A 26,810-nucleotide genomic window follows, 5' to 3' on the forward strand; every position below is an offset into this window, starting at 1 on the left:
GATAAGTGCTATTTCAAAATGATCTGCTCTCCTCTATGCTCAACTTTTATTGTTAATGTTTCACTAATCAGGCTCAATGTGCTGTCCAGCGACTTTGTATCAAATGTGGTGTTGATAGGCATGTTGTTCAGACGTTCATTTCCAATCACAATGTTTGCGTCGTAAGTTTCATTCAGTATTTCCACTAATCTCCACAAAGGCGTATCGTTGCAAACCAGCTTGTTTGTCCTGTAATATTTGTAAAAATCATCTGCCGTTTCATCCTTAACCAGTGCCGGATGCGATTTGAGCACTGTTGCTTTTTGCTTTGGACTAATACGGACGAACTCGTTGTTTTTAGCCACTTCAACCAAACCGGTTTCCACGATCACTTCTGTCTTCTTCGCATTGTCCTTCACATTAAAACTAGTCCCCAAAACCTTAACAGTCATATCATTCACAGCGATCACAAACGGTTTGGTCTTGTTTTTAGTGACCTCAAAAAACGCCTCGCCCGTTAATGACACCTCCCTTTTACTCCCAGAGAATTCGGCCGGATACGAAATGCTTGATTTTTTATTCAAAGTCACAATGGACCCATCGGGCAATGTATCGATCACCGTTTCTGCCCCTGATCGAACGGTCAGCATTTGCGGCTCCGCATTTTGGCCAAAAAATACATATGCAAGCCATCCGGTGCACAAAGTTGCGGCGATCATCGCAGCGACTCTGAGGAACGCGAACGACTTTTGGGGTTTAAAAAGCGGGATTACCGGCGCTTCTTCCCTACTCTTCTGCGTCCGTTTGCGGAACCGCTCCCAAGCCGCGTTTTCATCTACGGCGCTTTGCGCCGCGAGTTGCTTGCTCTGGTTCCATATCAGTTCAAAATGTTCAAAATAACGCTGGTTATCATCGCTGTCGGACAACCATTGGTTAATCTCGATCTGTTCTGCGACGCTCGTCTCATCCAGTAAAGCCTTGACAAGCAGGTCGTCTATGTTGTAATTCAGTTCTTTATTCATGACCGGCACGGATTAGCTGAGGAGAAATAAAAGTATGGATGCGGGCAGGAAATCAACCAGTTTCAGGCGCAGCAGACGCAGTGCCTTACCCATTTGATTTTCAACTGTTTTTAATGGCAATTGCAGGCGGTCGGCGATTTCCTGGTATTTCAGTTCTTCAAAACGGCTCATCTGGAAAACCGTTCTGCACTTTTCGGGCAATTCTTTAAGGGCTTTGTCCAGGCGCTGTTCAAGCTCTTTCAGTTCCAGCGGATGGGAGGTGTTATTGCTGTGTTCCATTTGGTTAATTGCATACGTTTGGTAGGCGTCCCTCACTTTCAAATGTTTGATATAATTAAGACTTTCATGATAAACCGAGCGGTAGAGATAGCCGCTGACCGATTCCTTGATTTCAATGTGATCTGTTTTTTCCCAAAGCCGGCAAAACACATTCTGCACCATTTCCTCGGCCATAATATCGTCCCGCAGAATGGTGCGGGCATAGGCATGAAGTCCCTTGAAGTGTGCTTTAAAAACCCGTTCAAACTCCGCTTCCCGATCCCTGCTTAAATATGTCACGTGATCCGCGATGGCTACGTTCATTGCAATGATTGATTACTGATAAAAAATAAGCGCCCGACTTAGGCTGTTCATTGGAATGACAACCAGTCGGGCGCTTACCCTAAATTTTCCGGAAAATAATTCCGGCATTTATTTGATCTATTGCTTTTTGGACGCTTTCAGTGAGTCGGCTTTATTGCTTTTGTAACGTTTGTCCGGCGTGCCGTCTTTTTTGAGGTTTTTGTTTTCGCTGTAACGCTTGTCCGGCGTCCCATCCGCTTTGAGTTTCTTGTTCTCAGCATAACGCTTATCGGGCGTTCCGTTGGCTTTTACCTTAATGGTTGTCTTGTCATTTCCGGTCTGCCTGGTGGCAACGGTCGTTTTGTTGGTAGCCGGTTTGGCTGGTGTTGCAGTTTGCGCAAATGACGGCGCGGCAAATGCCATAAACGCCAGCAAGACTAATGCGTTCAAGTTTTTCATTTTCATTGGATTAAAGTGTGACAAACGTGGATCATATTAAAGCAATTATAAAAAAATCCAGCCAGAGCTGTTCGATAAGGTGAATTTAATCATCATTTAATCCAAAGGTTTATCGATTAGCCGTTACTTTTTCCAATCAACAACGTCTCAATAGCATTTAACCAACAATGCTATGCCGACAAAAAACACAACCATTCAAGTTTCAGGGCAGGAAATCGCCCTTATGAACATTAATGACAACGATTTCATTTCCCTCACAGACATTGCCAAACACAAAAATCCTGAATCAGCCGGACAAATAATTTCAAACTGGCTCCGCACAAGATTTACGATTGAATTCATGGGACTTTGGGAGCAGCTGCATAATCCAGATTTTAAACTACTCGAATTCGATGAGTTTAAAAATGATGCTGGCAGCAATTCATTTGTGTTGTCACCCAAGCAATGGATTGAAAAGACGAACGCTATCGGCCTGATTTCCAAAAGCGGACGGTATGCCAGTGGCACATTTGCGCACAAGGATATTGCCTTTGAATTCGCATCCTGGATCTCTCCATCATTTAAATTGTACTTGATCAAAGAATTCCAGCGCCTGAAATCAGAGGAGAGCGATCGTCTGAAACAAAGCTGGAATCTGCAAAGAACACTGGTCAAGGTAAACTACACGATTCATACCGATGCAATCAAAGCTCATCTTATTCCAAAATCGCTGAACAGCGAGCAATGCAGTGCGATTTATGCAAGCGAAGCGGATCTTCTCAATATGGCGCTCTTTGGAATGACTGCCAAAGAGTGGCGTCATCAAAATAAAGGGATTATGGGCAATGTGCGGGATAACGCGTCCATTGAGCAACTAGTTATCCTCTCCAATTTAGAAAGCATTAATGCAATGCTCATCCAACAAAAGTTAAGTGCTTCGGATAGACTGGTTCAGCTTAATCAAATCGCGATTACACAAATGCGGTCGCTTTTAAACATTACGCTTGTGAAGAAGCTGAAATAGCAGCTATGCAATGGCTATGTCGATTATTTCAGAAAACACCTCAATTGCATCATAGACCAAAGCATTTAAATTGTATTTTTGCATAAATAAAATCTATTAATACTACTGACTCTGTTCTATCAAATGAATATTCAACAACTGGAATACATTGTAGCCGTTGATAATTACCGGCATTTTGTTCAGGCGGCTGAACATTGCAATGTGACCCAGCCTACGCTTTCGATGATGATCCGTAAGTTGGAAGAAGAATTAGCTGTAAAAATTTTTGATAGGACGAAGCAGCCGATTGTCCCAACCGGAATTGGCCGTGAAATAATTGATCAGGCCAAAACGATTTTGCGCGAAGCATCTCGGATGAATGAGATCGCCAAACATTTCAATGGTGATTTATCGGGCGAATTGCGGATAGGGATCATTCCAACCATTGCTCCCTATCTGCTGCCGCATTTTGTAAATCCATTTATCAGTCATTATCCGGACATTAAGCTGCATGTGTCTGAAATGATTACCGAAAGGATTATTAGTGAGTTAAAATTGGGAAATCTGGATGTGGGGATCATTGCATCGCTATCTGAAGAAAGCAGCTTGCAGGAAATCCCACTGTATAAGGAACGCTTTTACGCCTATGTTTCGGAAAACACTGATTTATATGCCAAAAAATACATTCTGCCAGCAGATATCGAACCCAATGAACTCTGGCTGCTGGAAGAAGGACATTGTTTTCGCACACAGATCCAGCGACTTTGTGAGTTGAGCCGGAATAGTCAGTTTGGCAGTAGTTTCAGTTACCGGTCGGGCAGTATAGAAACGTTGATCAGGATGGTTGAAAAGAACGGAGGCATTACTATTCTGCCCGAAATGGCGGTTATGGAGCTTTCTGACGTCCGAAAAAAGCATATAAGGAGCTTTCAGTTTCCGGAGCCAGCGCGTGAAGTTTGCCTGCTGGTGAACCGCGAACAAATGAAAACAAGGCTTATAGATGCATTAAAAACAGGAATTACTGCCTATTTACCGCAGGAAATTTTTGAAACAAATAAGGAAATAAGGATTTTGTAACAATGAGTATTGATCTCCGACTTCAATGAAACGGCAGCAAAACCCGGCCTAAGTTGAAGAAGTGCACGAATTATTCGACGGCAACGACCGGACGAAGATTTCAAGAAGTAACCCGAGCATGCCTACCACTCAAATACTCCTCCATCCGCTCCAACCCAAACGCATTGAATGTCATATCCTTCGTCAAACCACCTTTTCTTGCTACTGCTACACCGTAATGCATGTCGAAATAACCTTCTTTGGAGTGGGCGTCGGGGTTGATGCTGAGCAGGACGCCTTTTTCCATGCAGTAGGAAATCCAGCGCCAGTCGAGGTCGAGGCGCCAGGGAGAGGCGTTGATTTCTATGACGACATTATGCGCTGCACAGGCGTCGATGATGGCTTTGTGATCGATGGGATAACCTTCGCGGGAGAGCAGTAAGCGGCCGGTTGGGTGACCCAAAATGGTTGTATATGGATTTTCAATGGCTTTCAGCAAGCGCGTTGTAGCCTTTTCCAACGACATGGTAAGGTTGCTGTGCACAGATGCAACGATATAGTCGAATGAGGCCAGGATTTCTGTTGGATAATCCAGCGAACCGTCACCCAGGATATCGGATTCTATCCCTTTTAGAATTTTGAACGGCTTTTCCGGATTTTCGGATGCAAAACGTGCATTCAGTTTCTCGATTTCTTCATGCTGACGGATGACATCCTCTATTTTGAGACCCTGAGCATATGTGGCGGTTTGCGAATGATCGGCAATTCCCAGATATTCAAAACCCAGCTCCCGGCAATACAGCGCCATTTGTTCCAATGTATGCTGGCCATCGGAATAAGTGCTGTGGTTGTGCAAAATCCCTTTCAGATCGTCCCAGGTAATGAGCTGGTCCGCGGAATGTGTCTCAGCCCAGGTAAATTCGCCGGCACCTTCCCGCATTTCAGGAACAATGTAAGGCAATCCCGCTTTTTGGTAAATGGCTTCTTCATTCTCAACCGCTTCATAATGAGCTTGCCGCCAGATTGTGCTGCCGGATGATGTGGGATAGCCTAAATGTAATGCATCAGAAGTTTCTATAAATAATTCATTCACAACACGTTCCGGCTTTGAAGCGATAATTTCAATGCCAACGGCCACGTCCTGTACATTTCCCCGCCATACAAAAGGTGACGACCGCTTTTCATCCTGGACCAAAATTTCAATGTCACCAATAAATGTCTGCAACAAAGCAGGCGAATCCGTTCCGACCAGGATTTTAATGTTGTCGACAATTTCGGCGCGGCGCCGGATGTCTCCTGCCACTTCCACCTGATCAAAGTTTTTTTTCAGCTCCCTGACGATCATCTCAGCAATTACTTCTGCCTTGTCCATCCGCAATTTGCCCGCCTGATCTTTCAAAAATGCCAATGAATCAATGATCTTTTGCTGAATGCTCCCGCCAAAACCTTTGATCTTGGCGACTGAACCATTCAAACAAGCGAGTTCGAGCTCGTGCAGGTTGTCAATGCCCAGCTCTTGCCACAGAACGGCTATCTTTTTAGGACCTATTCCTTTGATATTGAACATTTCCATCACCCCCAGCGGCGTATTGCGCAGCAGCTCTTCGAGCTCGGGGAATGTTCCTGTTTTTGCGATCTGAACAATTTTCCCGGCAGTGCTTTTACCAATGCCCTGCAACTTGGTAAGCTCCTGTTCCGTCATATTTTGGAGCTCTCCTTCCTTATATTTATCCAGGTAAAAGGCCGCAATGGAATATCCTTTGATCTTAAAAGGATCCACACCATGCAGTTCCATCAATTTGGCGGTCAATTCCAGGATCTCTACAATTTCAGGATTACTCATATCATTTCAGGTTAAAGAATTCTTTGCGAATTACGAAGTATGTCTCAGCATTTGCAAATATCGGGTAAGTAGTCCATTTTTTCCTTTAAGTAGTTATAGTATCAGCTGGTCTTAAATAGAAAAAACTTTAAACAAAACAGCCCTTTCCGGGACATAAAATAGGATTTCCAAAATGAGCATTGATCAATTAAAAAGTTACCGCGACGAGATTCACAACCATTTGACAACTGAACTGCTTCCTTTTTGGGAAACCAGATGTGTAGACAAGGAAAACGGCGGCTTTATCACGCATTTCGACAATGCCGGAAATGACTCCGGTGAGGATGAAAAGTCGCTTATAGCGCAAACCAGGACCGTTTTTACATTTTCCTCTGCGCACAGGGCTGGCCATGGCGACGGTCGCTATGCTGCCATTGCAAGCCACGGCGTCGATTTTCTTATCAATAAAATGTGGGATGAGGAAAATGGCGGTTTTTACTGGCTCATGGACCGTAAAGGAAATGTTAAGATCGACGAAAAGATCGTTTACGGACACAGCTTTGCTATTTACAGCCTGGCCGAATACACATTGGCAACGGGCGATCCGAGGGGTTTGGAATATGCGGAAAAGGTTTTTGATCTGCTACAAATCCACGGCGCAGACACTTACTATGGCGGCTATTTTGAAATGTTCCACCGCAATTGGGAGCTGAAAGGCAACGGCCCGGCTGGCGGCGACCGCAAAACCCTGGATGCCCACATGCATTTAATGGAGGCCTTCACTACATTATATGAAGCGAGCCAGAAACAGGTGCATAAGCGCAAGCTGATGGAAATAATCGAGCTGCTTTTGCATAAAATCATGCACCCAACCTATAAAACAGGCATCCCGCAATTCTGGGCAGACTGGACGGTTGCACCGCAGATCAAATTCGACATTATCTGGGGCTGGGACCGGTTTTCGGAAGACGGCATGAAAAGCAGTGCCGAAGACAACACCAGCTATGGCCATAATGTAGAGTTTGCATGGCTGCTTATGCACGCGCTGGACATTGCAGGCGTGCCTTATGACGCTTATCAGGACCAACTGCTGGCTTCGTATGATCACGCTGTGGAACACGGCATCGACTGGGAGTTTGGCGGCGTGTATGTGGAGGGCTCGCATGCGGGTGAAGTTTATGACCGTGAAAAGGAGTTTTGGCAGCAAGCCGAGGTGATCATTGGCATGCTGGACGCTTACCGTGTTTACGGCGATGAAAAATATCTAAAAGCTTACGACGCAACGCACCGTTTTGTGTTTGATAAAATGATCCACCATGAAGTAGGCGAATGGCTGCCATTGCTGACACGCCAGGGAGAGCCGATCTGGAAGCATATGAGCCATTCATGGAAGGTGAATTACCATTCCGTGCGTTCTATGGTGCAGGGAATTGTACGCCTTGATAAGCTGATTGCACAATCTGCGTAAGATTTTCCATACAAAAGGTTGTACTGATCCTTGAAATCACTTAGCCAGGACGCAAAACACGGTTTGGTATGATGTTTGAACTGTTGTGTGTAGTTCAATGCTTCTAACGAGGCTACTTTTTAAATTTAAATAGAAAAAGTCATGAGTGCTTTCACACAACAAGTAAAAGGCAATTGGAACGAGCTGAAAGGCAAATTCAAACAACAATATGCAGATTTGACCGACGACGACCTGTTATATGAAGATGGAAAAGAAGACGAACTTCTTGGAAAGCTTCAAAAGAAACTAGGAAAGACCCGTGAAGAAGTGGAAAGTGAAGTAGATAGATGGTCACGATAGACCCGGTTTGAAATACAGAGTAAATAATAGGTTAAGAGCCCTGGAATTGCGATTCCAGGGCTCTTTTTTTGTAGTAGGAAGCTCTGCATAAGTCCTTTTTGTTTCATCTTTTATATAAATATTCTTGAAATGAATCCAAATGAAATACCGGTCGGCATAGTGGGTTTGGGATTAATGGGTTGCAGTATAGTGACCTGCCTGCTGATTGCCGGCCATCCCGTAATTGCCGTTGCGCCTGTGAGCGCGGATCTGCTTCATGCGGAAAGAAGGATTCGGGAACATCTGGAAAATGCAAAAGAAAAGGGACTCATTGAAAATGGCCCGGAATTCTATTTTAAAAACCTCATCATTACCGAGGATTACGCTCAGCTGAAACCGTGCAAAATTGTTAACGAATGCACGATTGAAGACATTGATATCAAGAATTCAGTATATAAAAAAGTTGAAACGGTTATTGCGCCGGATGCATTGTTGTCGAGCAACACTTCTGCTATTCCAATTAGTCAGCTGCAAAAATTAACGCTTCATCCTGAACGCTTCCTGGGATTGCATTGGACTGAACCGGCGCATACTACGCGGTTTCTGGAAGTGATATGCGGGGATGATACGGACATTAAAAATGCAGAATATCTGTATGAACTTTCTTACAAATGGGGAAAAGAGCCAATCCTGGTAAGAAAAGACATTGCCGGATTTATCACCAACCGGCTCATGTATGCCATGTATCGCGAGGCGATCAGTCTGGTAGAAAATGGTTACGCGACCATTGAGGATGTCGACCGCTCGTGCCGCAACAATGCAGGCTATTTCATGACATTGGTAGGTGTTTTCCGATGGATGGACCTGACTGGCGTGCCTGCCTATCACACAGTCATGAAAAACCTGCTTCCTACTTTAAACAACAACACCGAAGTCCCCGAACTGATCGATAAAGTAGTCCGCGAAGGCGGCCGAGGCATCGCCAACTCCCACGGATTCTACGACTACGAACCCGGCGAAGCCGAAGTCTGGGAAGAAACATTCAAAGAATTCACCTACGAAATAAGGCAACTCGCATTAAAATACCCGGCAGATGTTGTGAAGAAAAGGCTGGCTGAGAAGCGGAACGGGTAACGTTATTTCTCCTGATCCTTTTTACCAAAAAACTGGTTCTTGATATAAGACTTCACTAGTTTTGGATGGTGCCGGTTTTGGTGCCGCAAGTTTTTGGAGACCTCCAATTTTTTAGTAAAATAATTCCACAATGGATGATTTTATAGCTGCCCGATCTCAGATGGCCCTTTCGCTGGGTTTTCACATTATATTTTCCTGTATTGGCATGGTCATGCCGTTTTTTATGGCCGTAGCGCACTACTATTGGCTCAGGACTGACAACATTGTTTATAAAAACGTCACGAAAGCATGGAGTAAAGGCGTTGCGATCTTCTTCGCGACAGGCGCCGTCTCCGGGACGGTCCTTTCGTTTGAACTCGGGCTCTTATGGCCGGAATTTATGAAACACGCAGGCCCCATATTCGGAATGCCGTTCTCGCTGGAAGGAACGGCATTTTTTATTGAGGCCATCGCCCTGGGCTTTTTCCTTTATGGTTGGGACAGGTTTAATAAATGGTTCCACTGGTTCACCGGCGTCATTGTCGGCGTAAGCGGACTTGCATCGGGAATCCTGGTAGTGGCTGCCAATGCGTGGATGAACAGTCCGGCTGGTTTTGATTTTGTCAACGGCCAATACATTAATATTGACCCTATCGAAGCCATGTTCAATGACGCGTGGTTTTCGCAGGCACTTCATATGACCATTGCTGCGTTTGTGGCAACGGGTTTCGCGGTTGCGGGCGTACATGCATTCATGATCCTGAAAGGTGAAAATGTGCTTTTTCATACCAAATCCTTCAAAATAGCCGCGATATTCGGGTGCGTAGCTGCGATTTTGCAACCATTAAGCGGTGATATTTCGGCCAAGGACGTGGCCATTCGCCAGCCTGCCAAGCTTGCGGCGATGGAAGCGCATTTCCATACCGAAAAGTCGGCGCCTCTGATCGTCGGCGGCATCCCTGACGAAGAGAATAAAAAGGTGGATTACGCCATAAAATTGCCTGGCTTCCTGAGCTTTCTGGCACACGGTGATTTTGAATCAGAAGTGACAGGCCTCGATAAAATTCCCGAAGAAAACCAGCCTCCGGTAGCCATCACGCATTATGCGTTTCAGATTATGGTCGGAATGGGCATGGCAATGATGCTTGTCGCTGTCCTTTATTTTATTGCGCTTTGGAAAAAGAAAAACTGGCTCGCCAGTCCGTGGCTGTTGAAATTGTTCGTTGCAGCAACGCCGCTGGGCTTCATCGCCGTGGAAGCTGGCTGGACCGTAACAGAAGTGGGCAGACAACCCTGGATCATCCACAACGTCATGCGGACCGCCGACGCCGTAACCCCCATGCCTGGGATAGCCTACTCATTCTACCTTTTCAGCGCTGTGTATGTCTCATTAGCATTAGTTGTAATTTTCATGCTCTACCGTCAAATCAAAATGGTAGGAACGCTATACGACAAGCCGAGATAAGAATCCAACCAAGCAAATCGCCCGGCGACCCCGTCGCCCGGCGACCCGGTCACTCATTCAATCATCACCGGCAACCCGGTAACATTTTAAATCAAAATGCTCTACATAGTCATCACTTTTCTCTGGACTTCCATCCTCCTCTACCTGTTGCTGGGCGGGGCGGATTATGGCGCCGGGATCATCGAACTTTTTACTTCCCGTAAAAATAAGGCGGTGACTCGCAAGACATTGTACGGCGCTATCGGGCCGATCTGGGAAGCGAACCACATGTGGCTGATCATTGCCATTGTGATCCTGTTTGTAGGTTTTCCGGTGATTTATTCAACCATGTCTGTGCACCTGCATATCCCGCTGACCATCATGCTTCTGGGCATTATAGCACGCGGAACAGCCTTTACTTTCCGACATTATGATGCGGTTGTAGATGATATGCAGTATTTGTACAACACGATATTCGCCATATCGAGCTTCATAACGCCCCTATTTCTGGGCATCATTGCAGGAAGCGCCGTTTCCGGCCACATTGATCCACAGGCTGATACATTTCTTTCGGCTTATATTTTCAGCTGGCTGCATTGGTTCGGGGTTTCGGTCGGCCTGTTCACTGTGGCTATTTGCGGTTTCCTGGCTTCTGTGTATCTGATCGGTGAAACGGATAATGATCAGGACCGGTTGCGGTTTGCACACAAAGCGCAGTTTTTCAATATTGCTGCTGTCATATGCGGGATCCTCGTTTTTATTGCCGCATATATCGAACACATTCCGCTGATCGACTGGGTCTTTGGAAACTGGGTCGGGCGGATCGCCATTGTTTCAGCTACGCTTTCGCTGGTCTGGATGTGGTCGCTGCTTTACCAGGGCAAGCTTGTTCTGTTGCGGCCGCTTGCAGGATTTCAGGTGACAATGATCTTGCTGACAACCACTTACAAGCATTTTCCTAACATTGTGATCTTAAAAGGAGGCGGTTATTTATCGCTGCTCGAACACAGCGGACAGGAGAAAACGATGGAGGCTCTGGCACTCGCATTGCTGATCGGCAGCGTTTTTATTTTGCCTGCATTGTTCTACCTGATTTACAGCTTTCAGAAGAAACCTTTGGAGTACGGGACCGAACATTAGCCAATGAATCAACCATAACGGCCGTTCGCACATCCGAAAGGCGGCCTTTTCTCAATTACCAATACTTTGGAATGCGAGAAAAGTGCAATAGGCTTTGCATTAAAAGTGCCTCGCCCGCCTGGTATGATCAAAATTCTAATTGTTGATGATGAACAAAAGGCAAGGAGTTTCCTGCATCGGCTGATCATCGAGTTTGTCCCGGAAGTATCTGAAATCCGCTTCGCTGCCTCAGCAACCAAAGCACGGGAGCTATTGAATGACTATGAGCCTGATATTGCATTTTTGAATATCGAAATGGCTTATCAAAACGGGTTTCAATTGCTGATAAGTTTGAAAAACCCGCAGTTTGAGGTCATTTTCACAACCTGCCAGAGTAAACATGCTATTCAGGCTCTCCGGTTCAGTGCGCTGGATTATCTGATGAAACCCATTGACCCGAAAGAACTCGTCGGTGCGATCCAGCGCTATCTCGTGAAGCGCAATTTGAAGCCCAGAAGGCCAAAGACATATGAGCATTTCATAGGCAGCGCGGAGAAAAAAGACTCCAAAGAGTTCCGGCTGACGGTTAGCTCTAGTAAGGGCGTTTTCTTCTTCCCGCTTGCTGAGATTATCCGCATCGAGTCCGACCGCAACTACTCGGTTATCCATTTCACGGATCAGGTAAAACCTTTTGTTGCTACCAAAACGCTCAAATATTTCGAGTACATTCTCGAACAATTCAAATTCATCCGAACACACAAATCCCACCTGGTTAATGCTGAGCATGTTATCCGCATCTCCAACAGCAATGATTTTGTTGTGCTTTCAGACGGGACAAGAATAGAGGTTTCGCGGAGAAAAAGAGAAGTTCTTATAAGGTTGCTGAATGTTTAATTGGGTGATAAATTGCCAAAAGAATTCGGCCCTGGTCAAGTAGATACGCGGCGAAGCGACGTTACTATATCTTGTTATTAATTACTAACTACGGACCTCTATGACCGATCGTAAAACACGGCTGGCTATCATTCTCATTACTTCTTTATTTTTTCTTTGGGGCTTCGCCCTTAATTTAAACCCCATCCTTATTCCGCATTTAAAGAAAGCATGTCAGCTAAGTGACTTTCAATCAGCACTTATTGATTCGGCTTCCTATATCGCTTACTTTCTGATTGCATTGCCTGCCGGGCTTTTTATGAAAAGGTTCGGTTACAAAGCCGGGATCACCCTGGGGCTGCTTTTATTTGCATTTGGCACATTTCTGTTTTATCCCGCTGCCGAAATGAGGCATTTTGGCTTTTTCCTGTTTGCCTTATTCGTGATTGCCAGCGGTTTAACATTGCTGGAAACGGCTGCCAACCCATATATAACCGTTCTTGGAGACAGTGAGTCGGCGACGCAGCGACTTAACTTCGCACAGTCATTCAATGGTCTGGCTGCTTTTTTAGCGCCGTTAATGGGCGGAACTTTTATCCTCTCGGGAAAAACACTTTCTGAGCAGGAAGAGCAATCGATGTCTGCGGACCAGCTGAACAGTTACCTCAATGCAGAAGCCTCTTCGGTTCAAATACCCTTTCTGGTGATAGGAGTTGTGGTTTTGTTGGTTGCGGTAATGATCTGGCGCACGCAATTACCTGAAATCAAGGAGGAAGCGGACGACAGCGGCAAGATCAGCGGCTCAATCTGGTCAGAAAAAAACCTGATTTTAGGCGTTATAGCACAGTTTTTCTACGTTGGTGCGCAAGTTTGTATCAGCAGTTTCTTTATTCGTTTTTCGGACAAAGTCGCAGGCATTGATGAAAAAACGGCCGCATATGTGCTGTCCGGTGCATTTTTAAGCTTTATGATCGGCCGGTTTATCGGCACTTATTTAATGCGATTTGTTGCTCCCCCGCGCTTACTCGCACTTTACAGCATAATTAATGTTGCGCTGCTTATCCTGGCTGTCCTTACCGAAGGCATGGTTGCGGTGTATGCATTGGTAGGCGTGCAGTTTTTCATGTCCATTATGTTCCCGACAATTTTTGCGCTCAGTATCCGCGGACTGGGAGAAAAGACCAAAATCGGGTCTTCACTGGTTATTATGTCTATCGTTGGTGGAGCGATTTTCCCGGTTATTATGGGTCAGGTTTCTGATATTTCGTCGATACAAACGGCCTATATCGTTCCGGCGGTCTGCTTCCTGGTGGTTCTTTATTTTGCGATCAAAAACAATTCAATTAAACATGTGACGCTGGGTGCTTCCCATTAAAAGTCGTCCGTATTCTTGCTAACATTCTCTATTATGGATTTACAATTGAAAGATAAAGTCGTTATTGTAACGGGTGGCGCAAAAGGGATTGGTGAAGGCATTGTGCATGTGCTGGCCAACGAGGGCGCTATTCCGGTCATAGTTGGCCGCAATGCTGCTGATAATCAAAAATTGGTTGACGAGCTTTCCGCCAAAGGCACGTCCTCATTCCAGGTGGTTGCCGAGCTTACCAGGCCCGAAGCTTGCGAGCAGGCGGTTGCAGCCGTTTTGGAAAAATTCGGCCGCATCGACGGGCTGGTGAACAATGCAGGTGTAAATGATGGCGTGGGCCTCGAAAGTGGTAATTACGAAGCATTTATGGCTTCGCTGCATAAAAATGTCGTGCATTACTATCTTATGGTACATTATGCATTGCCAGCGCTGAAAGCCTCCAAAGGTTCCATTGTCAATATCAGTTCAAAAACGGCTGATACAGGTCAGGGAGGCACATCGGCTTACGCTGCATCCAACGGCGGACGCAATGCACTTACCCGTGAGTGGGCGGTGGAACTTCTGAAATATGGCATCCGTGTCAATTCGGTTATTGTGGCTGAATGCTGGACGCCGCTCTATGAAAGATGGATCGAAACGCTGCCCAATCCACAAGAAAAACTGGCTTCTATTACGGCGCACATTCCACTGGAAAACCGGATGACAACGGCCGAAGAAATCGCTAATATGACTGTTTTTCTGCTGTCGCAACGTTCGAGTCATACAACGGGCCAGCTGATTTATGTGGACGGCGGTTATGTTCATCTGGATCGTGCGTTGGCTAATTCTTAATATTCTCAACATAAATTAGAAGTTAATTCCATTCAGCTATGGAGGTTTTGGTTTGTACAACACCCGGGGAATTTGCTTATCAGCAGGCAGAAAAACCAGCGTTAACCCCGGGGAATACCATTATAAAGATTAAAAGGATCGGCATTTGCGGGACAGATCTGCATGCATTTGAAGGAACGCAGCCTTTTTTCAATTATCCGCGCATTCTCGGTCATGAACTGGCCGGGGAAATTGTCGAAACGGACGGAGCGCCGGGGTTTTCAGTCGGTGAAGCAGTTACTTTTATTCCTTATTTCAATTGTGGCAAATGCATTGCCTGCCGGAACAATAAGCCTAATTGCTGCACGAGTATCCGGGTTTCTGGTGTCCATATTGATGGCGGGATGTCTGAATATTTATCGGTTCCCTCCTATTCGCTCGTGCATGGAAATGGTTTGAGCTTTGACGAATTGGCGCTTGTTGAAATGCTTTCAATCGGCGCACACGGGATCAGGCGGGCAAATGTGGAGCCAAATGAAACGGTGCTGGTCGTGGGTGCCGGGCCGATCGGGCTAGGAACGATGGAATTCGCGCGCATTGCCGGAGCGAATGTGATTGCGCTGGACATTAATGATGGAAGACTCGCGTTCTGCCGTGAAAAACTGGGCGTAGCACATACGATCAATGCATTGAATGACAATGTTTTGGAAAAATTAGCCGAAATCACAAATGGCGACATGCCAACGGTTATTGTGGATGCAACGGGCAATCTGAGAGCGATTAACACCGCATTCAGCTACTTGGCACATGGCGGCAGATATGTGCTTGTGGGCCTCCAAAAAGGGGATATCAGTTTCAGTCATCCCGAATTCCACAAGCGGGAAGCCACATTAATGAGCAGCCGGAATGCTACCCGCGCTGATTTTGAGCATGTGATCAGCAGCATGAAAAACAGCTTTATAGATCCTACCACTTACATTACGCACCGGGTGGCTTTTAATCAGGTGAAGGACGAGTTTGAAGGCTGGCTGGATCCTGCGAATGGTGTGACCAAGGCGATGGTTTCTGTGGATTGAACCGTTTGTTTTATTGTAATTAAAAAATGCCTGACTGTTTTGGATCAGGCATTTTGCTTTCATTTAGGGTGCGTATTTGCGTTAAGTTTGAACTTCAATGAGAAAAGCTGTTGAAATATTAATTACCCTCGTAATTTTGCAGGTGTTTTGCCTCAGACTTTTACGAGCCAAACATTGGAACAGTAACTACTTTCATGAAGAAAATCCGTAATTTTTGCATCATTGCCCATATTGACCACGGGAAAAGCACACTGGCAGACCGATTGCTGGAATTTACAAATACTGTAAGCAAACGCGAAATGCAGGCTCAGTTACTTGATAACATGGACCTGGAACGCGAGCGCGGCATCACGATCAAGAGCCACGCTATCCAAATGACTTATCCTTACAAAGGAGAAGAATATACTTTTAACCTTATTGATACGCCGGGCCACGTCGACTTTTCTTATGAAGTTTCGCGCTCCATTGCTGCCTGCGAAGGTGCATTGCTGCTCGTGGATGCATCGCAGGGAACGGAAGCCCAGACGATCTCGAACTTATATCTGGCGATCAACCACGACCTGGTGATCATTCCGGTTTTAAATAAAATAGATTTACCGGGCGCTATGCCGGAGGAAATTAAGGATGAAATGGTCGATCTGCTGGGTTGCGATCGGGATGACATCATTCCTGCCAGCGGAAAAGAAGGAATCGGCATTGAGGCCATTCTGAATGCGATTGTAGAAAGAATTCCGGCTCCGGTAGGCGATCCGAAAGCACCTTTGCAAGCATTGATCTTTGACTCGGTTTTTAACTCGTATCGTGGGATCGAAGTTATTTTCCGGGTTAAAAACGGGACAATCAGAAAAGGCGACCGCGTTAAATTTATGGCGACGGGCAAGGAATACATTGCCGACGAGATCGGAACATTAGGTTTGGCACAAATCCCGAAGCAAGTGGTGGAATGCGGTGACGTAGGTTACCTGATTTCAGGAATCAAGGTTGCTAAGGAAGTTAAAGTAGGCGATACATTCACGCACATTGACAGGCCTGCAAGTGAAGGAATCGTTGGTTTTTCAGAGGTGAAGCCAATGGTTTTCGCCGGGATCTATCCGGTTGACACCAGCGAGTTTGAAGAGCTGCGTGAGGCCATGGAAAAGCTTCAACTGAATGATGCTGCGCTTGTTTGGGAACCAGAAACATCTGCGGCATTGGGCTTTGGATTCCGTTGCGGGTTCCTTGGTATGCTGCATATGGAGATCGTTCAGGAACGTCTGGAACGTGAGTTTGATATGACGGTTATCACCACGGTGCCTTCGGTGCAGTTCCGTGTGACGAATACAAAGAACCAGTTGTTGAACATCAGCGCGCCTTCGGAAATGCCTGATCCTAACCATATTAATTCAATTGAGGAGCCTTATATCAACGCACAGATCATCACGAAATCCGATTACATCGGCGCGATCCTGAACTTGTGTATGGACAAACGCGGCATTCTGAAAAACCAGGTTTACCTGACTTCGGAACGTGTTGAGCTTCAATTCCTTATTCCGCTTGCGGAGGTCGTTTTTGATTTCTTTGATAAACTAAAAACCATATCCCGCGGTTATGCGTCTTTGGACTACGAACTTGCTGGTTATCAGGAATCGGACATGGTGAAGCTGGACGTTATGTTGAATGGCGAGCCGGTTGATGCGCTTTCTGCCATCGTTCACCGATCAAAATCTTATGAATGGGGTAAAAAGCTTTGCGAAAAGTTAAGAGAGCTAATTCCGCGCCAGATGTTTGAAATCGCTATCCAGGCGGCAATCGGTCAGAAGATCATTGCGCGTGAAACCGTGAAAGCGATGCGGAAAGACGTTTTAGCAAAATGTTATGGCGGTGATATTTCCCGTAAAAGAAAGCTTTTGGAGAAGCAGAAAAAGGGTAAAAAACGCATGCGCCAGGTTGGTAATGTGGAAATCCCGCAGGAGGCGTTTATGGCCGTATTGAAAATCAATTGATTAAATCATAAATATTCAGCCGAGCGCTGTCTTGGTCAATTTTATGGCGTGAAAGGCAAGACCTATCCGCGTTTTGTTGTAATTTTGACTGAATTCAAATTTTTAGACCAAGAAACTAAAATACCTTAACAAGCGATATGGCAGAAGTAATTCGTATGCCCAAGATGAGCGACACCATGGAAGAAGGTGTTATCGCAGAATGGCACAAAAAAGTTGGCGATAAAATAAAATCAGGTGAAATTATTGCTGAGGTGGAAACCGACAAAGCAACTATGGATCTTGAGTCCTATTATGACGGCACTCTTCTATACATTGGTGTTAACAAGGGCGATGCGGTTCCGATAGACGGCATTATGGCGGTTGTTGGTTCCGAAGGCGAAGACTATAAGTCGTTGCTCGAAGGCGGAAGCACAAATGGTGCAGCGAAAGCAGAGGCAAGTGCAGAACCGGCCAAAGAAGAAGCAAAACCAGCCGCTGCCATTGAAACGGCGACGCCGGAACCTGCAAAGAAAGCAGCTCCTGCGGCCCCAGCTGAGAAAATCAACGCAGTCGTTGTCAGAATGCCGAAGATGAGCGACACGATGGAAGAAGGAACATTGGTGGGATGGCAGAAAAAGGTTGGAGATAAAGTAAAATCAGGTGACATCCTGGCCGAAGTTGAAACTGACAAGGCGACGATGGAGCTGGAAGCGTACGAAGACGGAACGCTGCTATATATCGGAATTAAAGACGGCGAATCTGTTCCTGTTGACGGCATTATCGCGGTTATCGGTGAAGAGGGTGCTAATGTGGAAGCATTGCTGGCCCGTGAAAACGGTGAAGGTGGTGCGGAAGTTGAAAACATTGATGCAACCGACGAAGGCAAAGCGGCTCCTGCTGCTGAGTCCGGTTCAAATGGCGTTGACAAAACGGTTTCTGTCGCTGATTCAGGTGACAGGATTAAGGCTTCACCATTGGCTAAACGCCTGGCAGACGAAAAAGGGATTGATCTGAGCCAGGTTGGCGGCAGTGGCGACAACGGTCGCATCGTGAAACGCGATGTGGATGAGTTCAAACCTGCTGCGGCAGCCCCTGCTGCAAAAACAGAAGCGCCTGCTCAGGCGGCATCTGCACCAGCTCCTGCTGCGAAATCTGAACAGTCTGCTGCAAGCGCCCCAGCAAATGGTGACTTCACAGATTCGCCTATCTCGCAAATGCGTAAAACCATTGCCCGCAGACTGAGCGACAGCTTGTTTACCGCGCCGCATTTCTATGTGACAATGGAAATCAACATGGATAAGGCCATGGCATTGCGTCCGCAACTGAACGAGGTGAGCCCTGCTAAGATCTCTTTCAATGATATGGTGATCAAAGCTTGCGCAGTGGCGTTGAAACAACATCCTGCCGTTAACTCAGCTTGGTTGGGAGACAAAATCAGAAGATACAATTACGTAAATATCGGTGTGGCCGTAGCGGTTGACGAAGGTCTGCTGGTTCCGGTGATCCGTGATGCCGACAAGAAAACATTGTCGATAATTTCCGGGGAAGTGAAAGATCTTGCCGGCAAAGCGAAAGACAAAAAGTTGCAGCCTAAGGACTGGGAAGGAAATACATTCTCGATCTCAAACCTGGGCATGTTCGGTGTAGATGAATTTACTGCGATCATTAACCCGCCGGATTCCTGCATCCTGGCCATCGGCGCGATCAAGAAAGTAGCAGCTTTCAAAGAAGATGGAACGGTTTACCCGCAAAACATCATGAAAGTAACCCTTTCTGCTGACCACCGCGTTGTAGACGGAGCATTAGGCGCTCAATTCCTGCTCACAGTGAAAAAGCTGCTTGAAGAGCCGATGAGTATGTTGGTATAAAAGAGTTATTTATTATTCAAACAAAAACACACTATGAATGCAGACAGAAGATTAGATCAGTTGGAGCCGGTTATTTCTGAACTATTAATAAAGCAGGATAGAACAGATAAGAAAGTTGACAACCTTACTTTTATGGTGTCAAACATAACTGAGTTGGTTATTACGCAAAATGAGAACATTACATTTTTGCTTAAAAATCAGCTTCAAATGTCCGGAAGGATTGGTAATATTGAAATTAGACTGGATGGAATGGACTCGCAGTTTAAAGACGTGCTCTCAAACCAGGACTCGTTAAAAGCGGCTCAAAGTTTAATCTCCGAAAAACAGGAAGCAATGTTTATTACACAGGAATCAATGTCGGCTAAGCAGGATTTTTTGTCTAGAATGCAAGAGTCAATGTTGACCGAGCAACAGATGATATCCGCTAAACAGGATTTCCTATCGAGAATGCAGGAAACTATACTTGCTAAGCAGGATTTGATCCTTGACTTCATTAAAAAGGAGTAGATTTCAATTGTAATGATTTAATAAATGTACAAAGTGTCAGGTTTTCCGACCTGGCACTTTTGTTTTGTGAGGGGTTTTACGAATTAGTATAAAATCAATTTATGGAAAAAATACATGCTACCACCGTCTTGGGGGTGCTTCATAACGGAACGGTTTCCTTGGGCGCGGATGGCCAGGCTACAATGGGTAATACAGTTGCTAAAAGCAATGTGAAAAAGATCCGGACGCTCATGGGCGGCAAAATTCTTGTGGGCTTTGCGGGGTCCACAGCAGATGCTTTTACGCTTCTTGAAAAATTCGAAGAAAAGTTGAATGCATACGGCGGCAATATGAAACGCGCTGCAATAGAATTAGCAAAAGATTGGCGGACAGACCGTTACCTGCGCAAGTTGGAAGCCATGATGATCACAGCCAACAAGGAAGAAATCCTCGTGATCTCAGGAACTGGCGATGTGCTTGAACCAGAAAACGGCATTGCAGCCATCGGATCGGGCGGGAATTATGCGTTGTCAGCTGCACAAGCATTGAAAAAACATGCAGGACACCTTACTGCGGAAGAGATGGTGCGCGAAGGATTAACGGTTGCAGCAGACCTTTGCATTTATACAAATCACAACCTGGTAATCGAAAAAGTGCAGTAAGTTATAATTCAGCCATTAATGTCATGATTTTCACCAGTGAATCGGAAATCATGCGGTTGCTGCCCGGCATGTATTTGTGGGCAATGATTGAAAAGCTGAGCAACGAACCTGATTTGGACGTGACATAACCGGCATAAGCGCGGGTTCCTTCAATAGACCCGCTCTTAACATGCATATTCCCAGCGGCTTTCGTGCCCTTACCAAGGTTCCGGACGGTGCCATTCAAGCCGAGGACGGCAATGCTCTTGTAAAAATCATTGAAACTGGCATCCTTGTTGGCGACGTTCAGAATGTCTGTCAGGCTGTGGGTTGTGATGGAGCCGGACGGTGACAGGCCACTCCCGTCTTTGATATAAAATCCCCTCAAATCCGCTCCTTTACCCGACCAGTAAGCTGTTATGGCCTTGGCTGCATCATCAAATGCTGCGTTTCCGGCAAGTCGTTTCCCGGCTTGCTTGAAAAGTGCGTCGGCGTACAAGTTAACGCTCCAAAAATTAGTTTGCTGGCAAAGATCACGCAACGGCGGTGACTCGTATTTGTCCAGCACAACCTTCGGGTTGGCAGACGCGGCGGGCATTCCGGGCTGCGGCACTTTGTTCTCTCCTATCCCGATCGCCGCATTTAACAAACTATTTTTCAAGGCAAAAGCCACATATTCAGCTGCATTGGGGATCGAACCTTTTACTGTAAACACTGCCGGGCCGGCAGGAATTGTGCCGGTAAGGACGACCGAATTGCCCAGCGGACTGCTGTAAACAATGGTCTTATCGCCAGAGCCTTTCTCACCCGTTGTTACCTTATTGACAAATGTCAGGTAAGGAATGGCTGGCTCGATGCCAACAAATGTGGTTGGATCGCCAAAGTCCGCGCCGGGCTTGAATTTAATTTTGTACAAATTTTCGTTGAAATTCAATCCTGAAACACCTGCGCCGTAATAATTCCCCAGATCCCCCCATATCCAGGTGCTGGCAACGGTTTCGGCATCGAAAAAGGAGGCGTCGGGAATGATACTGCCTTTGATATACCGGACGCCCGTTTTCTTAACCGCTGCAACCCAACGGGTAATGAGCTCGTTTGCTGTGGGATACCCCTTGAAACGCTCACTTCCCAGCGACGGATCGCCGGTTCCGTGAATGTATACATTACCAATTAATGTGTCATTTCTGATGATCCCGTCGTGTTCCAGAAATGTTTGAAATTTAAAATCACCACCAAAAACCGCCAGCGCTGTGGCTGTTGAGACTAATTTTAATGTGGAAGCGGATGGCAATGAGCGTTCCGCATTTAATGCGAAGACATTTGAGGCATCCTTTACTTTTTTTACACTCAGGGAAAGGGAACCGCTTCGCATCAATTCGCTGTTTTCGAGTTCCAGCACGGCATCGCGGAGGTTATTGAGCGCGATACTGTCTATATTTTGAGCATTGACATTTAAACAGAAAAAAAGAAAAAACAAAAACAGGCCGGATTTCATATTAGTTTAGCAGGGTGACTTTCGCACAGAAAGAGAAGATACCAAATCTAAACTAGTAAGTAATCTCCAAATCTCAGCCGGTTTTTGGTACTTTTGTAAGATACACCCCATTTCCAACGTATGAAATTGACATTTTGGGGAGCTGCGCAGCAGGTGACAGGTAGCATGTTTCTTTTAGAGACAGACGATTACCGAATTTTAATTGACTGCGGCTCTGACTTTGACTTAGACGAGATCGGTAGAAAAACCAGGTATGAGGAGCAAAAAAGTGTATTCCCATTTGATGCGAGTTTAATCAATACAGTACTTTTAACACACGCTCACATTGACCATTCGGGCAACATTCCGAATCTGTATAAATATGGATTTGAAGGAAGGGTTGTTTGTACTGAGCCTACCCTGGCGCTCACTTCACTTCTTTTGAGGGATGCCGCTAACCTGCATCAGAAACGCCTGAATGCACGCATGAACGGGTCTTCCAAGAAAAGAGGCAAGAAAAAGAAGGAAGTTCCGATGGATTATTTCGTTGAAAAGAACGTAAATGAGGCATTGGACAACTTCGTGCCGGTCGCTTTTGGCCAGCGCTATCGCATTGCAGATAATGTAACCATCGTTTTTTACGCGGCCGGGCATTTGCTGGGCGCGGCGCACATTGTGCTCGAAGTTTATGAAGATGGCGAGAAAAAGCGAATCTGCTTTTCGGGGGACATCGGCCGGAGCAATTATCCGCTGCTGATTGATCCCCAGGAAATCCCGCAGGTTGATTATTTGATCTGCGAATCCACTTACGGAAACCGTCTGCATGAGGACCAGGGCTCGCCTGCGGAAGCGTTAGCAGATGTGATCAAACGAACTTGCATTGATATTCCGGGCAGGTTAATTATTCCTTCGTTCAGCGTGGGCCGCACGCAGGCGCTCCTTTACACATTGAATAAGATCTACATGGATCACTCATTTCCAAACTTGAAGGTGTTCTCCGACAGTCCGCTGGCTCATAGCAGCACGAAAGTGTACCAGCGCCACGTGCGTCTGCTGAATAAGGAAGCACGCACTTTTCAGGATGATAATGACATGCTCTTTGATTTTGACAACCTTATCTATCTCGAAAGCTCCGATGCCAGCAAGGCTGTATCTAACTACAACGAACCCTGTATTATCATCTCGTCTTCGGGTATGGTCCAGGGCGGTCGTGTGGAGCAGCACGTGGAGGCTAATATTGGCAACCCTTATGCCACTATCCTGATGATCGGATATGCTTCTGAGGGAACATTGGGATGGCGGCTTCTGAATGGACAGGACACGATTTCAATTCGCGGAAAGCAGCTGCCCGTCTTGGCTAATATTGAAAAAATTGACGTATTTAGCGGCCACGGAGATCAGAATGATTTATTGAAATTCATCAAATTACAAGATCCGGAAAAGCTGAAAGGCATTTTTCTGGTACACGGAGAACAGCAAAGCATGGCTGATTTCCAAAGTAAAATTCAAGAAAACGGCTATAAATCGGTAGAAATACCATTGAGGGGACGCACTTACGAACTTTAAGCTGCCCCGCTGCCAAACAAACAAGAACCTGAATATGAGAACATACCTGGATTTCGAAAAACCTATGGCCGAGCTCGAACGCAAGCTCGAAGAAATGAAAACACTGGCGCAGAACAATAATGTGGATTTTTCCGGCGCCATTTCCTTATTGGAAAACAATATAACAGATCTTCGAAAGGAAATTTTTGAGAACCTTACACGCTGGCAGCGTGTGCAGCTCTCGCGCCATCCAGACCGTCCATATACGCTCGATTACATTGAGCTGATCTGCGACGAGTTCATCGAATTGCATGGTGACCGCCAGGTTCGGGATGATCCGGCTATTATTGGCGGGCTTGCCAATGTAGGCGGACAGTCTTTCATGCTCATAGGACAACAAAAAGGCCGGAATACAAAACAAAGGCAGCACCGTAACTTTGGTATGCCCAATCCCGAAGGCTATCGCAAGGCATTACGCCTGATGAAACTGGCTGAAAAATTCAACAAACCTATTATTACCCTTATCGACACTCCGGGCGCATTTCCTGGTATGGAGGCTGAGGAACGCGGTCAGGGTGAGGCCATTGCGCGCAACCTGAAAGAAATGTTCATGCTGAAAGTGCCGGTAATATGCATCGTGATCGGTGAAGGCGCGTCGGGCGGTGCGCTGGGAATTGCCATCGGCGACCGTGTTTTAATGTTGGAAAATACCTGGTACTCAGTGATTTCCCCTGAAAACTGTTCAGCAATCCTTTGGAGAAGCTGGGATTTCAAAGAGCAGGCTGCCGAAGCGATGAAAATCACGGCTAAGGATATGAAAAAGAACGGGTTGATCGACGGCATTATTCCCGAACCATTGGGCGGAGCACATTTAGATCACCACTGGATGGCCGAGAAATTGAAAATGGTTATCCTGGAAAACATTAACGAACTCGCTGCGATTGAGCACCAGGACAGGATTGACCAACGCATTGAGAAATTCTGTGCAATGGGTGTAGTTGTTGAATAACCGGAACAATGAAGAATAGCAAGATAAAGAATATCATTTTTGACCTGGGCGACGTAATTCTGAACATTGACGTGCCCGTTGCGTCAAAATCATTTGCAGAACTAAGCGGCAGGGAGCAAGCTGAAATCCTTGAACTATTCAGCAAAAATGCGCTTTTCCGGCAGTTTGAAACGGGCGAACTGGACGAAGCGGGTTTTCGCAATTATGTGCGGAAAATTCTGGAATTCTCTGATCTTTCCGACGAAGCCATTGATACAGCCTGGAACAGTCTCCTGCTAGATCTTCCTCCCGAGCGCGTGGAACTGCTTCAAAACCTATCAAAAAGTTACCGGCTTTTCCTGCTGAGCAACACGAGCTCGATCCACATTACACAGGTTAACAAAATTCTGGAAGCATCGACCGGCGTTAAAAAGCTGGATGATCTTTTCGAAACCGTTTTCCTATCCTATGAAATGGGGTTAATGAAGCCAGACCCGCAGATTTATCAAAAAGTGTTGGAACAGGCAGGTCTTAAAGCGGAAGAAACCCTTTTCCTGGACGATAACCGGGACAACATTGAGGCCGCTTCGTTATTAGGAATTGACACCATTCACGTCCAGAAACCAGTAACCATTTTGGAATATCTTAAAGACTATGCAGTCTAACACACGCACTTACATCATTCAGGCCGTTCTTTTTATTCTGACGATCATTACCACCACAATGGCTGGCGCTGAATGGATTTACGGCAACATTTTTGCTTTCGTATACGACTTTGCCTACTTCCTGATGGGCAGCGGGGCTGAAAAGCCTGTCACCGGTGAAACCGTTAAATTTCTCGGGTGGGCTGAATTCAAGCAGGGCTTCCAATTTTCAATCCCTTTTCTGGCGATCCTGACCATTCATGAGTTCGGCCATTATTTTGTTGCCAAAATGCATCGCGTAAAGGTTACGCTCCCCTATTACATTCCGCTTTGGTTTGGTATTTCAAACAGTATCGGAACCATGGGCGCATTTATTCGCATTAAATCCGTTGTCCGTTCGCGCTTAAAGTTCTTCGATATCGGCATAGCTGGTCCGCTGGCCGGTTTCATTGCTGCTTTGGTGGTTCTCTGGTATGGCTTTACCCATTTGCCACCGCCGGAATACATTTTTTCCATACATCCTGAATACGCGCGGTTTGGTTTGAGTTACCCGCAATTTGCTTATGAAAATGCCTCAGGTAACATTGCATTGGGTGATAACATTCTATTCTGGATGTTTAAAACCTACATTGCAGATCCGGCGCGCTTGCCGCATGCCTACGAAATGATCCATTATCCGTACATTTTCGCAGGATATCTTGCTCTTTTCTTTACATCCCTCAATCTTATTCCAATTGGTCAGCTGGATGGCGGGCACATTCTTTACGGCTTAATCGGCAAGAAAAAATTTGATATCGTTGCGCCGATCCTTTTCGGATTGTTCGCTTTTTATGCTGGTTTGGGTCTTTTTACGGCAGAGTCGTTTGCAACAGGAAGCAATGCTGTTTTCTATGAGCGTTTCTTCTATCTGGCCATCTACATTTATTTCCTATATATCTGTTTCAAAAGGGCCAGCGATAGTCCCATGACGGGCTTAATGCTAAGTTTGATTGTGGTAGTAGGGCAATTCGCCGTATCCTACATTCGTCCCGACTGGCAAGGTTCTACCGGTTTCCTGCCATTCATTTTCATCCTGGGCCGTTTCCTCGGCATCCGCCATCCCGACACCGACGAAAACGAACCCCTCGACGCCCCCCGTATCATCCTGGGCATCTGCGCATTAATCATCTTCATCATCTCATTCAGCCCAACTCCGTTTATTTTGATTGAGTAGTAAAGCTTTGGATCAGGGCAATCCCGAGTGATGAAACATTGTGCAGTTCGTCACATCCCTCCGGGATTTGTGAAATGCCCACTAATAACATATAGCTACCAACATTGCATCGCTCTGCGATTTGGGCGGTTGTGCAATCCCGGAGGGATGAAATATCGGTAACAACAACGATTGCGAACCGGAGGAAATCCCACGAGGGATGAAACATTGTGCAATTCGTGACATCCCTCGGGGATTTGTGAAATGCCCACGCATAACATATAGCTACCAACATTGCATCGTTCCGCGATTTGAGCGGTTGTGCAATCCCGGAGGGATGAAATATCGGTAGCAACAACGATGGCGAACCGGAGGAAATCCCACGAGGGATGAAACATTGTGCAATTCGTGACATCCCTCCGGGATTTGTGAAATACGCACGAATAATATATTGCTACCAACATTGCATCGCTCCGCGATTTGGGCGGTTGTGCAATCCCGGAGGGATGAAATATCGGTAGCAAAACGAGGAACAATGCGCTT

Annotated in this window: 24 protein-coding genes; 19 read left to right on the top strand and 5 right to left on the bottom strand. The window is 46.1% G+C overall.

The genetic code is table 11. From position 1 onward, the window contains the following. Window positions 1-8: 8 nt before the first annotated feature. The 3 genes from L0660_RS22695 to L0660_RS22705 form a co-directional block, all read right to left on the bottom strand. Window positions 9-1,001 carry a FecR family protein gene (locus tag L0660_RS22695; RefSeq protein WP_235161435.1) on the bottom strand — a complete coding sequence of 331 codons (993 nt, stop codon included), beginning with the start codon at window positions 999-1,001 and terminating at the stop codon, window positions 9-11. Between the two features lie 12 nt (window positions 1,002-1,013). Beyond that, window positions 1,014-1,583 carry an RNA polymerase sigma-70 factor gene (locus L0660_RS22700; RefSeq protein WP_235161436.1) on the bottom strand — a complete coding sequence of 190 codons (570 nt, stop codon included), beginning with the start codon at window positions 1,581-1,583 and terminating at the stop codon, window positions 1,014-1,016. 117 nt (window positions 1,584-1,700) lie between these two features. Further along, a complete protein-coding gene (locus tag L0660_RS22705; RefSeq protein ID WP_235161437.1) occupies window positions 1,701-2,021 on the bottom strand; it encodes a hypothetical protein in 321 nt (106 codons plus the stop codon). Window positions 2,022-2,193: 172 nt separating this feature from the next. Between L0660_RS22705 and L0660_RS22710 the strand changes: the two genes are divergently transcribed. Then, window positions 2,194-3,024 (top strand): KilA-N domain-containing protein, encoded by an 831-nt coding sequence (locus tag L0660_RS22710; protein WP_235161438.1) that lies wholly within the window; start codon window positions 2,194-2,196, stop codon window positions 3,022-3,024. Between the two features lie 123 nt (window positions 3,025-3,147). Continuing rightward, window positions 3,148-4,080, top strand: coding sequence for a hydrogen peroxide-inducible genes activator (locus L0660_RS22715; RefSeq protein ID WP_235161439.1), 933 nt, complete (start codon window positions 3,148-3,150; stop codon window positions 4,078-4,080). A gap of 100 nt (window positions 4,081-4,180) precedes the next feature. Here the strand turns inward: L0660_RS22715 and L0660_RS22720 are convergent, their stop codons facing one another. Next, a complete protein-coding gene (locus L0660_RS22720; protein WP_235161440.1) occupies window positions 4,181-5,902 on the bottom strand; it encodes a DNA polymerase/3'-5' exonuclease PolX in 1,722 nt (573 codons plus the stop codon). A 172-nt stretch (window positions 5,903-6,074) separates the two neighbouring features. On the opposite strand from L0660_RS22720, the gene L0660_RS22725 reads away from it, so the two are divergent. The 13 genes from L0660_RS22725 to hslV all read left to right on the top strand — a co-directional run bounded on the left by L0660_RS22725 (window position 6,075) and on the right by hslV (window position 20,445). Beyond that, entirely contained in the window at window positions 6,075-7,349 is a 1,275-nt protein-coding gene (locus tag L0660_RS22725; protein ID WP_235161441.1) for an AGE family epimerase/isomerase, read from the top strand. Between the two features lie 141 nt (window positions 7,350-7,490). Next, complete coding sequence (locus tag L0660_RS22730) at window positions 7,491-7,688, top strand: CsbD family protein (RefSeq protein WP_026630426.1); 198 nt, start codon at window positions 7,491-7,493, stop codon at window positions 7,686-7,688. Between the two features lie 129 nt (window positions 7,689-7,817). Next, window positions 7,818-8,801: a 3-hydroxyacyl-CoA dehydrogenase family protein gene (locus L0660_RS22735; RefSeq protein ID WP_235161442.1), complete on the top strand. Its 984-nt coding sequence runs from the start codon at window positions 7,818-7,820 to the stop codon at window positions 8,799-8,801. Window positions 8,802-8,931: 130 nt separating this feature from the next. Further along, entirely contained in the window at window positions 8,932-10,245 is a 1,314-nt protein-coding gene (locus L0660_RS22740; protein WP_235161443.1) for a cytochrome ubiquinol oxidase subunit I, read from the top strand. A gap of 96 nt (window positions 10,246-10,341) precedes the next feature. Next, window positions 10,342-11,364: a cytochrome d ubiquinol oxidase subunit II gene (locus tag L0660_RS22745; protein ID WP_235161444.1), complete on the top strand. Its 1,023-nt coding sequence runs from the start codon at window positions 10,342-10,344 to the stop codon at window positions 11,362-11,364. Between the two features lie 123 nt (window positions 11,365-11,487). Next, window positions 11,488-12,237: a LytTR family DNA-binding domain-containing protein gene (locus tag L0660_RS22750; RefSeq protein ID WP_235161445.1), complete on the top strand. Its 750-nt coding sequence runs from the start codon at window positions 11,488-11,490 to the stop codon at window positions 12,235-12,237. 100 nt (window positions 12,238-12,337) lie between these two features. Further along, the gene (gene fucP, locus L0660_RS22755; protein ID WP_235161446.1) at window positions 12,338-13,591 is read left to right on the top strand and encodes an L-fucose:H+ symporter permease; all 1,254 of its coding nucleotides are present in this window, start codon (window positions 12,338-12,340) and stop codon (window positions 13,589-13,591) included. A 33-nt stretch (window positions 13,592-13,624) separates the two neighbouring features. Next, on the top strand, window positions 13,625-14,413 hold the full coding sequence (locus L0660_RS22760; protein ID WP_235161447.1) for an SDR family oxidoreductase: 789 nt from the start codon (window positions 13,625-13,627) through the stop codon (window positions 14,411-14,413). 38 nt (window positions 14,414-14,451) lie between these two features. After that, on the top strand, window positions 14,452-15,468 hold the full coding sequence (locus L0660_RS22765; RefSeq protein ID WP_235161448.1) for a zinc-binding alcohol dehydrogenase family protein: 1,017 nt from the start codon (window positions 14,452-14,454) through the stop codon (window positions 15,466-15,468). Window positions 15,469-15,662: 194 nt separating this feature from the next. Continuing rightward, complete coding sequence (gene lepA, locus L0660_RS22770) at window positions 15,663-17,450, top strand: translation elongation factor 4 (RefSeq protein ID WP_233795976.1); 1,788 nt, start codon at window positions 15,663-15,665, stop codon at window positions 17,448-17,450. A 137-nt stretch (window positions 17,451-17,587) separates the two neighbouring features. Beyond that, window positions 17,588-19,297 (top strand): pyruvate dehydrogenase complex dihydrolipoamide acetyltransferase, encoded by a 1,710-nt coding sequence (locus L0660_RS22775; protein ID WP_235161449.1) that lies wholly within the window; start codon window positions 17,588-17,590, stop codon window positions 19,295-19,297. A gap of 33 nt (window positions 19,298-19,330) precedes the next feature. Next, on the top strand, window positions 19,331-19,804 hold the full coding sequence (locus L0660_RS22780; protein WP_235161450.1) for a hypothetical protein: 474 nt from the start codon (window positions 19,331-19,333) through the stop codon (window positions 19,802-19,804). Window positions 19,805-19,905: 101 nt separating this feature from the next. Next, entirely contained in the window at window positions 19,906-20,445 is a 540-nt protein-coding gene (gene hslV / locus L0660_RS22785) for an ATP-dependent protease subunit HslV (RefSeq protein WP_026630438.1), read from the top strand. A gap of 1 nt (window position 20,446) precedes the next feature. On the opposite strand, the gene dacB is transcribed toward hslV, so the two are convergent. Next, complete coding sequence (gene dacB / locus L0660_RS22790) at window positions 20,447-21,919, bottom strand: D-alanyl-D-alanine carboxypeptidase/D-alanyl-D-alanine-endopeptidase (protein ID WP_235161451.1); 1,473 nt, start codon at window positions 21,917-21,919, stop codon at window positions 20,447-20,449. Between the two features lie 120 nt (window positions 21,920-22,039). Here dacB and L0660_RS22795 point away from each other — a divergent pair, with 120 nt between their 5' ends. Genes L0660_RS22795 through L0660_RS22810 form a run of 4 tightly spaced genes read left to right on the top strand, consistent with a single transcriptional unit; the run spans window position 22,040 to window position 26,288 of the window. Then, a complete protein-coding gene (locus tag L0660_RS22795; protein ID WP_235161452.1) occupies window positions 22,040-23,464 on the top strand; it encodes an MBL fold metallo-hydrolase RNA specificity domain-containing protein in 1,425 nt (474 codons plus the stop codon). A gap of 34 nt (window positions 23,465-23,498) precedes the next feature. Further along, on the top strand, window positions 23,499-24,452 hold the full coding sequence (locus tag L0660_RS22800; protein ID WP_233795971.1) for an acetyl-CoA carboxylase carboxyltransferase subunit alpha: 954 nt from the start codon (window positions 23,499-23,501) through the stop codon (window positions 24,450-24,452). A gap of 8 nt (window positions 24,453-24,460) precedes the next feature. Continuing rightward, entirely contained in the window at window positions 24,461-25,096 is a 636-nt protein-coding gene (locus L0660_RS22805) for an HAD family phosphatase (RefSeq protein ID WP_235161453.1), read from the top strand. After that, on the top strand, window positions 25,086-26,288 hold the full coding sequence (locus L0660_RS22810) for a site-2 protease family protein (protein WP_235161454.1): 1,203 nt from the start codon (window positions 25,086-25,088) through the stop codon (window positions 26,286-26,288). The genes L0660_RS22805 and L0660_RS22810 overlap by 11 nt, the downstream gene beginning before the upstream one ends. Window positions 26,289-26,810 lie beyond the last annotated feature (522 nt).

It is taken from the genome of Dyadobacter sp. CY351, assembly GCF_021502625.1.
GTDB lineage: Bacteria > Bacteroidota > Bacteroidia > Cytophagales > Spirosomataceae > Dyadobacter > Dyadobacter chenhuakuii.

Coding starts and splice junctions, on each gene's coding strand:
- L0660_RS22695 (WP_235161435.1), bottom strand. CDS start 1,001: ATGAATAAAGAACTGAATTACAACATAGACGACCTGCTTGTCAAGGCT.
- L0660_RS22700 (WP_235161436.1), bottom strand. CDS start 1,583: ATGAACGTAGCCATCGCGGATCACGTGACATATTTAAGCAGGGATCGG.
- L0660_RS22705 (WP_235161437.1), bottom strand. CDS start 2,021: ATGAAAAACTTGAACGCATTAGTCTTGCTGGCGTTTATGGCATTTGCC.
- L0660_RS22710 (WP_235161438.1), top strand. CDS start 2,194: ATGCCGACAAAAAACACAACCATTCAAGTTTCAGGGCAGGAAATCGCC.
- L0660_RS22715 (WP_235161439.1), top strand. CDS start 3,148: ATGAATATTCAACAACTGGAATACATTGTAGCCGTTGATAATTACCGG.
- L0660_RS22720 (WP_235161440.1), bottom strand. CDS start 5,902: ATGAGTAATCCTGAAATTGTAGAGATCCTGGAATTGACCGCCAAATTG.
- L0660_RS22725 (WP_235161441.1), top strand. CDS start 6,075: ATGAGCATTGATCAATTAAAAAGTTACCGCGACGAGATTCACAACCAT.
- L0660_RS22730 (WP_026630426.1), top strand. CDS start 7,491: ATGAGTGCTTTCACACAACAAGTAAAAGGCAATTGGAACGAGCTGAAA.
- L0660_RS22735 (WP_235161442.1), top strand. CDS start 7,818: ATGAATCCAAATGAAATACCGGTCGGCATAGTGGGTTTGGGATTAATG.
- L0660_RS22740 (WP_235161443.1), top strand. CDS start 8,932: ATGGATGATTTTATAGCTGCCCGATCTCAGATGGCCCTTTCGCTGGGT.
- L0660_RS22745 (WP_235161444.1), top strand. CDS start 10,342: ATGCTCTACATAGTCATCACTTTTCTCTGGACTTCCATCCTCCTCTAC.
- L0660_RS22750 (WP_235161445.1), top strand. CDS start 11,488: ATGATCAAAATTCTAATTGTTGATGATGAACAAAAGGCAAGGAGTTTC.
- fucP (WP_235161446.1), top strand. CDS start 12,338: ATGACCGATCGTAAAACACGGCTGGCTATCATTCTCATTACTTCTTTA.
- L0660_RS22760 (WP_235161447.1), top strand. CDS start 13,625: ATGGATTTACAATTGAAAGATAAAGTCGTTATTGTAACGGGTGGCGCA.
- L0660_RS22765 (WP_235161448.1), top strand. CDS start 14,452: ATGGAGGTTTTGGTTTGTACAACACCCGGGGAATTTGCTTATCAGCAG.
- lepA (WP_233795976.1), top strand. CDS start 15,663: ATGAAGAAAATCCGTAATTTTTGCATCATTGCCCATATTGACCACGGG.
- L0660_RS22775 (WP_235161449.1), top strand. CDS start 17,588: ATGGCAGAAGTAATTCGTATGCCCAAGATGAGCGACACCATGGAAGAA.
- L0660_RS22780 (WP_235161450.1), top strand. CDS start 19,331: ATGAATGCAGACAGAAGATTAGATCAGTTGGAGCCGGTTATTTCTGAA.
- hslV (WP_026630438.1), top strand. CDS start 19,906: ATGGAAAAAATACATGCTACCACCGTCTTGGGGGTGCTTCATAACGGA.
- dacB (WP_235161451.1), bottom strand. CDS start 21,919: ATGAAATCCGGCCTGTTTTTGTTTTTTCTTTTTTTCTGTTTAAATGTC.
- L0660_RS22795 (WP_235161452.1), top strand. CDS start 22,040: ATGAAATTGACATTTTGGGGAGCTGCGCAGCAGGTGACAGGTAGCATG.
- L0660_RS22800 (WP_233795971.1), top strand. CDS start 23,499: ATGAGAACATACCTGGATTTCGAAAAACCTATGGCCGAGCTCGAACGC.
- L0660_RS22805 (WP_235161453.1), top strand. CDS start 24,461: ATGAAGAATAGCAAGATAAAGAATATCATTTTTGACCTGGGCGACGTA.
- L0660_RS22810 (WP_235161454.1), top strand. CDS start 25,086: ATGCAGTCTAACACACGCACTTACATCATTCAGGCCGTTCTTTTTATT.